We start from the raw sequence: 13,614 nt of genomic DNA, 5'->3' as shown, positions 1-13,614 counted from the left end.
TCCATAAAAAAATCCGATATCAGTTACCTGATACCGGATTTTGAAGCCTTAAAAAGATCGGTCAACCGATCATTAAATTCTTAACTGATCGGCATTAGCTCATCAGAGCGGTTTTTTGTATTCTTTTTCGCAGCAGTGCTTAAGCAAGTTCTGCCAAGCAAAGTTCATCGTGAATTTGCTTGCACCACGCTTTAACGCGCGAGTCAGTTAGTTCTGGTTGACGGTCTTCGTCAATACCCAAGCCAACAAAGTGATTGTCGTCAGCCATGCCTTTAGACGCTTCAAAGTCGTAGCCTTCAGTTGACCATTGACCTACTAAAATCGCACCTTTGGCTTCAACGATGTCACGTACCATGCCCATCGCGTCTAGGAAGTACTCTGCATAGTCTTCCTGGTCTCCACAACCAAAAATAGCAACTAGCTTGTCGTTGAAGTCAATTTGCTCTAGTTCAGGAAAGAAATCATCCCAATCGCATTGCGCTTCACCGTAGTACCACGTAGGGATACCAAAGATAAGCAAATCAAATTCAGCGATGTCTTCTTTACTGCTCTTGGCAATGTCTTTAACATCAATTAGCTGTTTACCCAATTCCTTCTGGATCATTTTCGCAACATGTTCGGTATTACCCGTGTCACTTCCGAAAAATAGGCCAACGCTTGCCATATCTAACCTCTATTAATCGTTACTAATTAAACGCCTGTGCTTAGCCAAAACCATTCAATAATGCCCTTCGCAAGAAACCCTAATGCGCCTAAACCTAGCACACCGTACGTTACCACTCGTCCAATAAGTGGCACATCGTTCTTACGCAGTACATCGTGTACAGCAAAACCCATCAACCCAAAAAGGATAGATAAGCCGCCATACAGCATGATGGACTCAATGAGTTCGTAATTTTCTGCAAGCATAGTGTTGTTACTTAAAAAAATCTGGCGCAACTATATCACAGTATATACGCCTGTAAGAGCCTAAAACGTTCAAAAATAGGTAATAATAGTCATTCTCATCTTAAATGATGATGAAAACCCTTCTTTAAGACGATTTATTGAGCGTTCTTTCTACAACGGCGTTAAAGACCGCTGGCTTTTCTGCATGTAACCAGTGGCCAGTACCTTCTATTACATGTGCTTTAGCCTTGGGAAAATAACGCGTTATTTCATCGCGATAGGCTGGCGTAATATAATCAGACTCACTGCCCTTGATGAATAAGGTTACGCCATCAAATGTTTGATTTGTTTGTTCCCAATCAATAATGTGTGAATAACTGGCAATTAATCCATCGACATTAAAACGCCATTTCCAATCGCCATTTTCATCTTGATATAGGCTCTTCAATAAGAATTGTCGAACGCCTGGCTCTTTCACATGTTTAGCCATTTCTTTTTCAGCATCTTTTCTACTTTGAATTGCATCTAAGGGAACGGCCTTGAGTCCATCAAATACGGTTTGATGGCTATGGTCGTAAGATACTGGTGCAATATCGGCGACAATGAGGTGAGAAACAACGTCGCCGTGGTTTAAGGCTAATCTCATGGCTACTTTGCCGCCTAATGAGTGGCCTAAAACCGCGCTTTCTCTAATATTAAGCGATTGCATAATCTCGAACACCCCATTTGCAGCATCGTCGACAGAAAATGAAGATGTCCATGGGGATTCACCGTGGTCAGGCAGATCAATGCTGATCACGTTGTAATTAGACTCAAAGTGGCGCTTAATGCCGGCTAAATTATCGGCATTTCCAAATAGTCCATGAATGAGAATCAGCCAGGGAGAGGTAGAAGCGCATTCCGAAAGTTTGTAGTTCAACTTCACAATATACTTATCCGTTTCTGAACATGCTGTTCAAACAAAACAAGGCCTGTAAAAACAGGCCTTGTTTAATTCACAATTTCAATTAATTAATGGCGTAATCGTCGAGTGACTTACCGCTATCTAGCGCTTCTTTATAAACACGAGGCATGCGTCCTATACCTGTCCAAAGGTGTTCTTCACCCTTGCTATCAACAAGCTTGTATTTAACCGGACGTTTTTTGCCAACCTTTTTGTTTGTTTCTACATTTAATGCCTGTAGATCTTCAACATTTAAACCCGCTTCTTCCATTTGCTTTTTAATAGCAGCGAGCTTCTCTAATTTTTCTTTCTCAAGCTTTTCTTGTTCTACTAATTTTTCTTTTCTTTTCTCAATTATACCGCTAAGTTTTTCTTGAACTTGTTCAAGTTCTTCAATGCTTAATTCCTTAACAGCACCTTGTAAACGTCTTCCATGGGTTAAAATATCTAAAAAATCGCTCATTAATTAACCTTAATACGTTGTACTTAATTTCTATTGGATAATAAATAAAAGTAGCACAAAAAAAAAGCGAGCCAAGCTCGCTTTTTAAAAATATCCGTTAAATAGCAAATTAATACTTTAAATTACATGTTCGGGTAATTTGGTCCGCCGGCACCTTCCGGAACTACCCATTTAATATTTTGACTTGGGTCTTTTATGTCGCAGGTTTTACAGTGAACACAGTTTTGTGCATTAATTTGGAACCGTTTTTCACCTTCCTCTTCAATTACTTCATATACCCCGGCAGGGCAGTAACGCTGTGCTGGCTCTGCAAATTTAGGTAAATTAACCTGCAAAGGAATAGACGGGTCTTTTAATTTTAAGTGGCAAGGCTGGTCTTCTTCGTGATTTGTATTAGATAAAAATACAGAAGACAATTTATCAAAGCTTAACACGCCATCTGGCTTAGGATATGAAATTTCTTTTGCATCTTTCGCTTCTTTAAGCTGTGCGTAGTCTTTATGTTCGTCTTTCATGGTGAAAAACAAATTACCATTAAAGATATTTTGCTCTAGCGTGTTAAATGCGCCACCCCAGAAATTTCCGAGTTTGTGGATAGCGGGGCCAAAGTTACGAGAGCGGAACAATTCGTCGTATAGCCACGATGATTTAAATTTCTCTGTAAAGCTTGTTAACTCTTTTACTGGTGCCTCAGCATTTTCTGAAATGGCTTCAAAAATACTCTCTGCTGCAAGCATGCCCGACTTCATGGCCGTGTGATTACCTTTAATTTTGGCAAAGTTTAGCGTTCCGGCTTCACAGCCGACGAGCAAACCACCTGGGAAGGTCATTTTAGGCAACGAGTTAAACCCACCTTTAGCGATAGCTCTTGCGCCATAAGAGACACGTTTACCGCCTTCAAGGTACTGTTTAAATACGGGGTGGTGCTTTAAGCGTTGAAATTCATCAAATGGGCTTAGGTATGGATTGTCGTAGTTTAGGTCTACGATTAGGCCAACGAACACTTGGTTATCTTCAGCGTGGTATAAATAGCTACCGCCTGTTGCATCGTCAAGTGGCCAGCCTGCACTGTGAACCACAAGCCCTGGCTGGTGCTTGGATGGGTCTATATCCCAAATCTCTTTAAAGCCAATAGCATAATGTTGCGGTGAACTGTCTTCGTCCAGCTTAAAGTGCGAAATGAGCTCTTTTCCTAAGTGACCGCGACAGCCTTCTGCAAACACTGTGTATTTAGCGCGTAGTTCCATACCTGGCATGTAGCCGTCTTTAGGTTCGCCGTTTTCACCCACGCCCATGTCGCCGGTAAGTACACCGCCAACACTGCCATCTTCATTGTAAATGACTTCAGAGGCCGCAAAGCCAGGGAATACTTCAACACCTAGTTGTTCAGCTTGTTCTGCCAACCAGCGACACACATTACCCATAGACACAATATAGTTGCCATCGTTGTGCATGGTTTTCGGAGTAATAGCGTTAGGTAACTTTCTCGCTGAAGTCTCATCATTAAGTAGGTAAATGTGGTCTTCAGTTACTGGTGTATTGAGAGGTGCACCTTTTTCTTTCCAATCAGGGAAAAGTTCGTTTAGTGAGCGCGGCTCAAACACGGCACCAGAAAGAATGTGTGCACCTACCTCGGAGCCTTTTTCGACCACACAAACCATTAGCTCTTGGTCTTTTTCATTTGCAAGCTGCATAAGCTTACAAGCCGTTGATAATCCAGCTGGGCCGGCACCGACGATGACTACGTCAAACTCCATCGATTCTCGTTCCACGGGAGGCTCCTTATGTTTGTATTTTTATAATGCACTATTGATGAAACAAATAATGCTTTGTGTCAAAAACATGTAAATTAATTGTCGTTTTGCAAGGTAATGCAGGTTGACGTTTACGTCAACAGTAAGTACATTGCAAAGCAGTTTACGTTAACGTTAACTGGCAGTGTATTATAACTGCTCGTAAACGTGGTGTTAACGGCGTTTTAAGGCTAGCCTTTAAAAAACGTACGTTCCACGGATTCTTTTTTAACGTAGAGCACATTGTTAAAGTTTCAAAAAGCGTGGTGAAGTAATACGTTTTTAATTATTAATAGTTAATTATTAATGAAACGTAATAGACACCGACGAACTCAACAATTGAGGTAAATATGAAAATACTCGTACCGGTCAAACGCGCGATCGACTACAACGTTAAGGTAAGAGTGAAGGCCGATGAGTCTGGCGTAGATCTTACCAACGCAAAAATGGCCATTAACCCTTTTTGCGAAATTGCTGTTGAAGAAGCCGTTCGATTAAAAGAAAAAGGTGTGGCCACTGAAATCGTTGTTGTTTCAATTGGTGATAAGAGCTGCCAAGAACAAATACGTACAGCACTAGCCCTAGGTGCTGACCGTGGTATTCAAATCGATACCGACCAAAATCTTGATTCACTTCAAGTGGCGAAGCTGTTATCTAAAGTAGTTGAAGAAGAGCAACCACAGCTTGTTATTCTTGGTAAGCAGAGTATCGACTCTGATAATAACCAAACGGGACAGATGCTGGCAGCACTTACTGGTATGCCGCAGGGGACTTTTGCGTCAGAAGTCGTTGTTGACGGCGAAAAAGTAAATGTAACCCGTGAAATTGACGGCGGTCTTCAAACTGTTGCACTTTCGCTTCCAGCGGTAGTAACTACAGATCTTCGCTTGAACGAGCCGCGCTATGCATCGCTTCCTAATATCATGAAAGCAAAACGCAAACCGTTAGACGTTAAAGCGGCTGCGGATTTTGGTGTTTCACTTGACTCAAACGTTAAGGTGCTAAAAGTGACGCCTCCGCCTCAGCGCGAGGGTGGCATTAAAGTGGCAGATGTTGCTGAGTTGGTAGACAAGTTAAAAAATGAAGCAAAGGTGATCTCATGAGCGTACTCGTATATGCAGAACACGATAATGCAAGCTTAAAGACTGAAACGCATAAGCTTGTGAATGCCGCGCAGAAAATGGGTGGCGATATTCACGTGCTAGTCGCAGGTGAAGGTTGCCAAGCAGTAGCTGAAGCTGCGGCGCAAATTGAAGGTGTTGCAAAAGTACTTGTTGCTGACAATGCTGCTTACAAGCATCAGCTTGCCGAGAATACGGCTGATCTAGTAGTAGAACTTGCTGCTGACTATAGCCATGTTGTTGCTGCTGCAACCACGACAGGTAAGAACTTCATGCCTCGCGTAGCGGCATTATTAGACGTAGCGCAAATCTCTGACATTATCGGCGTAGAAAGCGAAGATACCTTTGTTCGTCCAATCTATGCAGGAAATGCCATTGCTACTGTTCAATCATCTGACGCGAAGAAGGTAATTACAGTTCGTGCCGCATCGTTCGATGCAGCTTCAACAGGCGGCAGCGCAGAAGTTGCAGCAGTGGACGTTGTAAAAGGCAGTGATAAGTCTGATTTCGTATCGGCAGAGCTGACTGAGTCTGAGCGACCTGAATTAACTGCAGCAGAAGTGGTAATTTCAGGTGGCCGTGGTATGCAAAACGGTGACAACTTCAAGCTTCTTGAGGGCATTGCTGACAAGCTAGGTGCTGCTATTGGTGCATCACGCGCCGCAGTAGATGCTGGGTTCGTTCCGAATGATATGCAGGTAGGTCAAACAGGTAAAATTGTTGCGCCTCAGCTTTATATCGCGGTAGGTATCTCGGGCGCTATTCAACACCTTGCAGGTATGAAAGACTCTAAAGTCATTGTTGCTATCAACAAAGATGAGGAAGCGCCAATTTTCCAGGTTGCAGACTACGGGTTAGTAGGCGACTTGTTTGATGTACTTCCAGAGCTGGAAAATTCGTTGTAAATCGAATTTTAAGGTTTAGCAAAATAAAGACAAAAGGCTGCGTATACGCAGCCTTTTTTGTAGGGAATTGTTATAAAATACCTAGAGTAGTTACGGGTATGTTTTTTAATGGAACAATAATTTAAACGCGCACCACTGAGTTGTCTTCTATGCTCACAGGTGAGGGAATATAAGCATCTGCTTCCCAATCGTTTTCCCATTTTTCACCATCGATGAGATAGCGAAACTGGTACTCGTGATCCTTCTCTAAATCCACCGTTAACGTGAAGTCTCCACTTTTCAGTTTCTTCATCGTTAGTGGCTGTGATTTCCAGTCAGTAAAGTCACCACACAACGCTGCTTCTTTGGCGTCTTGCGCCGCTTCCGCATTTAGTCGAAATGTCACTTTGCACAGAGGTTTTGATTTAAGGTATTGTTTCTTAAGACTCATAATGTGTTTTCCCTTCAACGTAGCGAAATCATTCCCGAGGCTACTTCGCATTAAAGACTAAGCTCAAATAACAACCGCCGGTTAACTCATAACCAATGAGTGATTAAATAATCAACGAAAATCTGATAATTATCAATCTTACTTTGTATTCTTTTGATAATTTTTTATATTAGGGCGGCTGATTTTTATGTGTATTTTAAAAACAATTAACTGACACAAAATTTAACAATCTTAAGTGGGCACAATAACCACAAATCAGTACACTAGTGTTGAAACAATAATAATAGATTTTCGTGGGTTATCAGGTGGTATGTGAAAGTGCAATACATCGTTGCGTCCGTTTCACTCGCGTGGATTTCCTTCGTTCCTAGGGATAGTAAATGAAAAACTCCATCTTGATGAAAAGTGGCATTCCACTAATCATAGTTTTGGTCGCGTTTATCGCCGCGACAGTCATGATCAAATCACGTAAGCCACCAGAGCAAGTACCCGTGGAAATTCCTGCATTTTTGGTTGAAGCGAAAGAAGCAACAGCAGAGGCCGTGAGCTTTATCGTAAAATCTCAGGGTAACGTTGTTCCACGAAATAAAACTGCGTTAAGTGCGCAGGTCAGTGGCCAAGTAGTGAGTTTGTCTGATGTATTTATAGCTGGCGGTACGTTCAAAAAAGGGGATGTGCTGGCAACACTTGAACAAGATGATTATCGCACGGATCTTAAGCTTGCAGAGGCTGAATTAGCTCAAGCGCAAGCAGCGCTTCAAGAAGAAATAGCTCGCGGCAAAGTAGCAGAGCAAGAATGGCGATCGGTAAGTAGCGTTGCACCGCCTGAGTTGGGTTTACGTAAGCCGCAACTGGCAAAAGAACAAGCAAACGTTAAAGCTGCAGAAGCCAAACTAGAGCGCGCAAAACGCAACTTGGCAAGAACGCAAATTACAGCCCCTTATAATGGCATCGTGGTTGAACGTAATATTGACCTGGGTCAGTTTGTATCAATGGGCGCAGTACTTGGTACAGTGTACTCCACCGATACTGCAGAAGTCAGGCTGCCTATTACTGACAGCGATTTAATGTTTATCAATATTGCAGGACAATCCAATGACGGCGCTCCGGTTTCGTTAACGGCCTCTGTGGGCGGTGTGAAACGTACTTGGGAAGGTAAACTGGTGCGTTCAGAAGGTATTTTAGATACAGGCAGCCGAGTAGTATATGCCATTGTCGAAGTACAAGATCCTTACAATCTGAAATCTTCACACAATGCCCCCCTTCGTTTTGGTCAGTTTGTAGAAGCAGAAATCACGTCTCGTCAGAATGAAGAATTGGTGGTGTTGCCTCGTAGCATTTTACGTTTAGACAATACCGTACTGACTGTTAACGACAATCGTGAGATTGAAATAAAGCCTGTTGAGGTTGCGCGCACAACCGCTAAAGAAGTGTTTATTCGTTCTGGTATTGAGCATGGAAGCCTGGTAGTGAGAAGTGCCGTACCAAACCCGTATAATGGCATGAAAGTTCGTCTACCAGGTGATGAGCCAGTGCTATCTGATGCCGCTGAATCGGATGCTAGCGAAGATAACGATAAAGTAGAGAGCACGTCCACGGAAGGTGATAGCGAATGAGCCGTATTGATACCAATAAAGGGCTTATTGCCTGGTTCGCGCGTAACAGCGTAGCTGCAAACCTTCTGATGTGGTTGCTTGTAGTTGGCGGATTATTTGGTGCCTTCAGTATTCAGAAGCAAGTATTTCCCAATTTCGAGATAGACGTTATTAATGTTCGCGTGCCGTATTTGGGGGCCGCACCACAAGAAGTAGAAGAGGGCGTACTGCTTAAAATTGAAGAGTCAATTAAAGACTTAGAGGGTATTAAGCAGCTTAATTCCACAGCAGTTGAAGGTATGGGTACGGTAAGTATTCAGGTGGAAGAAGACTATGATGTTCAATCTTTACTTGATGAAGTAAAAGTACAAGTTGACGCTATTCCGAGCTTCCCCGCAGACACTGAAAAGCCCGTTATTTACCGTCAAAAAATACAACAAGACGTAATTTGGCTCTCGGTTTACGGTGACGCGTCTGAACGGGAGTTAAAAGAGTTTGCCAAAGATTTGCGCGACGACATTGCTAACCTACCTGGTATTTCAAGTGTTCAAGTTGTTGGGGCAAGGGACTATGAGATTTCCGTTGAGCTTTCGGAAGTTGATTTGCAAAAATACAACCTTACATTCGCCGATGTCGTTGCGCGTTTAAGTCAAACCAGCGTCGACTTACCCGGCGGCTCAATTCGCACTGAAAATGGCGATATTCTGCTTAGAACGAAAGGGCAAGCCTATACTGGTTGGGATTTCTCGCAGATTGTATTAGTAACAAACGGTAACGGCACGCGCGTGACATTAGGTGATGTGGCGTATATCAACGATGGTTTTATTGAAAATAACCAATATGCGCTATTCGACGATAAACCCGCTGTTAGTTTGCGAGTGCGTGCGGTAGGTGATCAAAACGCATTAGAAATCTCTGAGCAAGTTAATACCTATATTGAGAGTCAGAAATCGGAATTTCCGGCGCATATTACAGCTGATACGTGGGGCGACAGTTCGTTCTACTTAGCTGACCGACTCAACATGATGCTGGAAAACATGTTCTTCGGCGCGCTGCTGGTTTTCTTGGTACTTTCTTTGTTTTTAAAAATTAAGCTCGCGTTTTGGGTCATTGTGGGCTTGCCGGTTTGTTTTCTTGGCACCTTGTTAGTTATGCCGCTAGATATGGTTGGTGTGTCTATCAACATGCTTAGCCTGTTCGCGTTTATTCTTGTGCTGGGTATTGTGGTTGACGACGCCATTATCATGGGGGAATCGGCGTATTCTGAAATAGACAAAAAAGGCCATAGCACTGAAAACGTGATAGCGGGCGTCAAAAAGGTCGCTATGCCAGCGACATTTGGCGTGTTGACAACCATTGCCGCATTCTCGCCCATGCTGATGGTATCTGGACCGTTTGGAATTATTTGGAAAACCATCGGTATGGTGGTTATCGTGTGCCTTATTTTCTCGCTCATTGAGTCCAAACTAATATTGCCGGCTCACTTGGTACACATGAAGCTTAAGCCTTACGATCCTGAAAAGGCGAATAGATTTCAAAAGTTCCGAGATTTCTTCAGCGAAGGTATTAAGACGTTTATAAACAATAAATACGCGCCATTTTTGGCTACAGCTGTACGAAATCGCTACACCACGGTTGCTGTGTTTATGGCTATGCTGATCCTCACAGTAGGCCTGTTCGGTGGTGGTATTGTACGTTTTGTATTTTTCCCGAATATTCCTAGCGATTTTATGATTGCAAGTTTCGAGCTTGAGCCAGGCTCATCGCTTGAACAGCGTGATAATGTACTGACTACGCTTCGCGAGGCCATGCACCGCATGGACGACAAAGTAGCTGAAGAGTCGGGTGAAAACGTTATAAAGCACGCCATTGCCTTTGACAATGGCAACCTTGGGGGAGAGATTTTCGCAGAGCTTACCAAAGGTGAAACGCGTACGCTGACAGACTTTGAAATTCAAGACATGTGGCGTCAAGAGTTACCAGAAATCCCAGGTGTTAAGTCGTTTAATATTAGCTCTCCGGGTGGCCCTGGTGGCGGTTCAGACCTGAGCTTTGAATTTAGCTCAAGCGATATTAAGGCCCTTCGTTCGATAAGTGATGAACTTAAAGAAGCGTTGGATAAATACGAAGGTGTTACCGACATTAACGACACCTTCTCAGGCGGAAGCGAAGAAATCCAGCTAGCACTGAAACCTCAGGCTGATGCGCTAGGTATTTCTTTGCGTGATTTAGGTCAGCAGGTTCGCTTTGGTTTCTATGGTGCGGAAGTACAGCGTATCCAGCGTGACGATGAAGAAATCAAAGTGATGGTGCGTTATCCGAAAACGGAACGTAGCTCTATAGAGCATCTTGAAAACATGCGTATCCGCGCGCCAAATGGGCAAGAAATTCCGTTTGAGCAGGTGGCGACATTTACAGTTGGTCAGGGCTTTGATTCAATTATTCGTGTCGATGGTAAACGCTCGGTAACCGTAACTGGTGCAGTGGATAAAGCGTTGCTTGACCCGTCAGAAGTAACCAATGATGTGATTGAAAATCTGATGCCGGATCTATTAGCGCGGTATCCCAAGGTGGACTTCCAGCTTCAAGGTAACTCGAAAGAGCAGGCTGACGCTATGATCAGCCTAATGCAGGGGCTTTTATTTGCACTCTTTGCCATTTACACCTTGCTTGCTATTCCGCTTAAATCGTACAGCCAGCCTTTCATCATTATGTCGGTTATACCTTTTGGTATCGTAGGCGCCATTGTGGGGCATTTGGTATTAGGTATGGCGGTAAGCGTACTTTCTATCTGCGGCATAATTGCGTTGTCTGGGGTTGTAGTTAACGACAGCTTGATCATGGTGGATTTCGTTAACCGTGCGCGCAAAGAAGGCATGTCGCTAATGGATGCTGCTATTAGCGCAGGTACTCAGCGTTTCAGAGCAATTATCCTCACCTCACTAACAACGTTTATGGGGCTTATGCCAATTGTTTTTGAGCGCAGTTTACAGGCTCAAGTTGTGATCCCAATGGCTATTTCATTGGCCTTCGGTATTTTGTTCGCCACGGTGATCACCTTGCTGCTTGTCCCAGCGCTGTACCTTATTTTAAATGACCTTAAAAGCGTGTTTAAAGGTCGAAAACATACGCAAGTTACGACAGAAAGCTAAATAGAAAATGCCGGTTGAAACCGGCATTTTTCGTTTAAGGAATAAAAATGAAGAAAAATCTAATATACGCTGCCATAGTAGCGGCATCAGCAGGTTTAACCTTGGCGTGTACAAGCTCGTATATCGAATCTACTAGTTCAGTGCAAGGTGAATCACAAAGTGGCGGCATGCCAAAAGTGTCCGACTATCCAGAAACCAAAACTGTGACTCAGCAAGACAACTATCATGGCACTGTAGTGAGCGACCCATACCGCTGGCTAGAAGAAGAAAAGAGCGAAGAGGTAAGTGCTTGGGTTGAGTCTCAAAACACCCTTGCTCGTCCTTACCTGGCTGAATTGCCCTCTAGAGAAAGATACAAAGAACGTCTAACAGCGCTGTGGGACTACGAAAAATACTCAACGCCATATATGGTAAACGGCAAGCTGTTTTATTCTTATAACGACGGCTTGCAAAACCAATATGTGCTTTATATGGCTGACGGCGTTAACGGTGAGCCTGAAGTACTGATTGACCCAAATACATTGAGTGAAGATGGCACAGTGTCTATGGCGTCAACTGAACTAAGCCCTAAAGCCTCGTTCTTGGCCTACATGCTTTCTGACGGTGGTACAGACTGGAAAACTATTCACGTTCGTGACACCAGTAAGAAGTCGGATTTAACTGACACTATTAAAGGCATTAAGTTTTCAAATATCGCGTGGTTGCCCGATGAAAGCGGCTTTTTCTATTCACGTTACCCCCAAAATGAAGCTGGTAAGTATGATGATAGCCAAACCGTATCTATCTATTTTCACGCAATAGGTACAGCGCAAAGTGAAGACAAAAAGGTTTTTGCGTTTGACAATAAACCTACATGGAACCCTTATCCTTCGGTTGTTCAAGATGGCAAAACACTGCTCATTTCTGTGTTCGAGGGATATCAGGCGAATGGTGTTTATGCTAAATCGCTGGTAAATGATAACAGTGAGCTCGTTCCGGTTTTCGACAAATGGGATGGCCGTTACGACCTAATTGGCGAGCATGACGACGAGTTATTTTTCACATCTACAGCAAATGCCCCTAGAGGTAAGGTTATTAAGGTTGATTTCGATGGTGGCGTTAAAGCAACGGAAACCGTAATTGAAAGTACATCTGATACCTTGTCGAGCGTTTCGCTATTGGGTGAAAAACTTTTTGCTCAGTATCTAAAAGATGTAAAAGGGCAGGTAAGTGTATTTGATTTAAACGGCAAGAAAATAGATGAAATTGCGTTTAATGATATTGGAAGTGTTAGCGGGTTTTACGGAAGCAAAAATGCCGATACAACGTTCTATAAACTTACGGGGTTCACTAACCCTGGCCAAGTATTTGCGTATGACGTAAAAAGCGGCGAGTCATCATTATTTAAATCCATCGATACAGGTGTTAATTATGATGACTACGAAACAAAGCAAATTTTTTACACCAGTAAAGATGGAACAAAAGTTCCCATGTTTATTGTGCATAAAAAAGGCTTGAAGCTAGATGGAAATAATAAAACATTACTGTACGGGTATGGTGGTTTTAATATTTCACTGCTGCCCCGCTATTCAGTATCGCGCATGGTATGGGTAGAGCAGGGCAATGTACTGGCCATAGCTAACTTACGTGGTGGTGGTGAGTATGGGCAACAGTGGCACAAGGCTGGGACTAAGTTAGATAAGCAAAACGTATTTGATGACTTTATCGCAGCGGGTGAGTATTTGGTTGAAAGTGGCTACACCACGCCTGAGAAAATGGGTATTCAAGGTGGCTCGAATGGCGGTTTGCTTGTTGGTGCGACCTTAACACAGCGCCCGGATCTCTTTTCTGCTGCCTTACCTGCAGTTGGCGTGTTAGATATGCTTCGCTATCACACACCTAGTGCAAATGCGCGAGCATGGTCCTCTGATTATGGGTTAAGTGAAAACAAAGACGAATTTGAAGCGCTTTATGCTTATTCGCCACTTCACAACACCAAGCCCGGCACGTGCTACCCGGCTACATTAGTCACTACAGGTGATCACGATGACCGTGTTGTGCCGTGGCATAGCTATAAATTTGCAGCTCAACTACAGGCTGACCAAAGCTGCGATAACCCAATTCTACTTCGTGTTGAAACTCGAGCTGGTCACGGTGCGGGTACGCCAACGTGGATGCAAATAGAAGGGTATGCCGACCAGTGGGCCTTTTTGGAGTCCGCTCTCAACTAGCGCATATATACTGCTTGTGTCGTCCTAATATAGGTTGACAGTTATTAGGCCAGCTCTCGAAGCTGGCCTTTTCTATTATGCACTGCGTTAGGCGTTTCCATATCTAATGCTAAG

At 43.5% G+C, this 13,614-nt stretch carries 11 protein-coding genes; 5 read left to right on the top strand and 6 right to left on the bottom strand.

Annotated features, from left to right (window positions below; translation table 11 throughout):
- Nucleotides 1-139 precede the first annotated feature (139 nt).
- The 5 genes from fldA to MHN09_RS19820 form a co-directional block, all read right to left on the bottom strand.
- Nucleotides 140-664 carry a flavodoxin FldA gene (gene fldA / locus MHN09_RS19840; protein ID WP_014949739.1) on the bottom strand — a complete coding sequence of 175 codons (525 nt, stop codon included), beginning with the start codon at nt 662-664 and terminating at the stop codon, nt 140-142.
- 26 nt (nt 665-690) lie between these two features.
- Nucleotides 691-909, bottom strand: coding sequence for a DUF2788 domain-containing protein (locus MHN09_RS19835; protein ID WP_012519093.1), 219 nt, complete (start codon nt 907-909; stop codon nt 691-693).
- Between the two features lie 124 nt (nt 910-1,033).
- Complete coding sequence (locus MHN09_RS19830) at nt 1,034-1,813, bottom strand: alpha/beta fold hydrolase (protein WP_014976740.1); 780 nt, start codon at nt 1,811-1,813, stop codon at nt 1,034-1,036.
- Between the two features lie 82 nt (nt 1,814-1,895).
- The gene (locus tag MHN09_RS19825; RefSeq protein ID WP_014949737.1) at nt 1,896-2,294 is read right to left on the bottom strand and encodes an H-NS family nucleoid-associated regulatory protein; all 399 of its coding nucleotides are present in this window, start codon (nt 2,292-2,294) and stop codon (nt 1,896-1,898) included.
- Nucleotides 2,295-2,416: 122 nt separating this feature from the next.
- Nucleotides 2,417-4,066, bottom strand: coding sequence for an electron transfer flavoprotein-ubiquinone oxidoreductase (locus MHN09_RS19820; protein WP_239241767.1), 1,650 nt, complete (start codon nt 4,064-4,066; stop codon nt 2,417-2,419).
- Nucleotides 4,067-4,437: 371 nt separating this feature from the next.
- On the opposite strand from MHN09_RS19820, the gene MHN09_RS19815 reads away from it, so the two are divergent.
- Together MHN09_RS19815 and MHN09_RS19810 are read left to right on the top strand one after the other, a co-directional pair.
- Nucleotides 4,438-5,190 (top strand): electron transfer flavoprotein subunit beta/FixA family protein, encoded by a 753-nt coding sequence (locus tag MHN09_RS19815; protein ID WP_014949735.1) that lies wholly within the window; start codon nt 4,438-4,440, stop codon nt 5,188-5,190.
- The gene (locus MHN09_RS19810) at nt 5,187-6,113 is read left to right on the top strand and encodes an FAD-binding protein (RefSeq protein ID WP_202943134.1); all 927 of its coding nucleotides are present in this window, start codon (nt 5,187-5,189) and stop codon (nt 6,111-6,113) included. The genes MHN09_RS19815 and MHN09_RS19810 overlap by 4 nt, the downstream gene beginning before the upstream one ends.
- Nucleotides 6,114-6,234: 121 nt before the next feature.
- Here the strand turns inward: MHN09_RS19810 and MHN09_RS19805 are convergent, their stop codons facing one another.
- Nucleotides 6,235-6,543 (bottom strand): isoamylase early set domain-containing protein, encoded by a 309-nt coding sequence (locus MHN09_RS19805; RefSeq protein WP_014949733.1) that lies wholly within the window; start codon nt 6,541-6,543, stop codon nt 6,235-6,237.
- Between the two features lie 380 nt (nt 6,544-6,923).
- On the opposite strand from MHN09_RS19805, the gene MHN09_RS19800 reads away from it, so the two are divergent.
- From MHN09_RS19800 to MHN09_RS19790, 3 genes are read left to right on the top strand one after another with little or no spacing between them, the layout of a single operon-like run.
- Nucleotides 6,924-8,159, top strand: coding sequence for an efflux RND transporter periplasmic adaptor subunit (locus MHN09_RS19800; RefSeq protein ID WP_049587287.1), 1,236 nt, complete (start codon nt 6,924-6,926; stop codon nt 8,157-8,159).
- Nucleotides 8,156-11,290 (top strand): efflux RND transporter permease subunit, encoded by a 3,135-nt coding sequence (locus tag MHN09_RS19795; RefSeq protein ID WP_049587288.1) that lies wholly within the window; start codon nt 8,156-8,158, stop codon nt 11,288-11,290. The genes MHN09_RS19800 and MHN09_RS19795 overlap by 4 nt, the downstream gene beginning before the upstream one ends.
- 47 nt (nt 11,291-11,337) lie before the next feature.
- On the top strand, nt 11,338-13,500 hold the full coding sequence (locus MHN09_RS19790; protein WP_080986410.1) for a prolyl oligopeptidase family serine peptidase: 2,163 nt from the start codon (nt 11,338-11,340) through the stop codon (nt 13,498-13,500).
- Nucleotides 13,501-13,614: the final 114 nt, after the last annotated feature.

The sequence above is a fragment of the Alteromonas sp. MmMcT2-5 genome (genome assembly GCF_022348315.1).
Classification (GTDB): domain Bacteria; phylum Pseudomonadota; class Gammaproteobacteria; order Enterobacterales; family Alteromonadaceae; genus Alteromonas; species Alteromonas macleodii.
This window is presented reverse-complemented; position numbering and strand designations above follow the sequence as displayed.

Bases quoted from the DNA above. Each gene is read 5' to 3' on its own strand.
- MHN09_RS19835 (WP_012519093.1), bottom strand. From the start codon at position 909: ATGCTTGCAGAAAATTACGAACTCATTGAGTCCATCATGCTGTATGGC.
- fldA (WP_014949739.1), bottom strand. From the start codon at position 664: ATGGCAAGCGTTGGCCTATTTTTCGGAAGTGACACGGGTAATACCGAA.
- MHN09_RS19810 (WP_202943134.1), top strand. From the start codon at position 5,187: ATGAGCGTACTCGTATATGCAGAACACGATAATGCAAGCTTAAAGACT.
- MHN09_RS19800 (WP_049587287.1), top strand. From the start codon at position 6,924: ATGAAAAACTCCATCTTGATGAAAAGTGGCATTCCACTAATCATAGTT.
- MHN09_RS19825 (WP_014949737.1), bottom strand. From the start codon at position 2,294: ATGAGCGATTTTTTAGATATTTTAACCCATGGAAGACGTTTACAAGGT.
- MHN09_RS19815 (WP_014949735.1), top strand. From the start codon at position 4,438: ATGAAAATACTCGTACCGGTCAAACGCGCGATCGACTACAACGTTAAG.
- MHN09_RS19795 (WP_049587288.1), top strand. From the start codon at position 8,156: ATGAGCCGTATTGATACCAATAAAGGGCTTATTGCCTGGTTCGCGCGT.
- MHN09_RS19805 (WP_014949733.1), bottom strand. From the start codon at position 6,543: ATGAGTCTTAAGAAACAATACCTTAAATCAAAACCTCTGTGCAAAGTG.
- MHN09_RS19790 (WP_080986410.1), top strand. From the start codon at position 11,338: ATGAAGAAAAATCTAATATACGCTGCCATAGTAGCGGCATCAGCAGGT.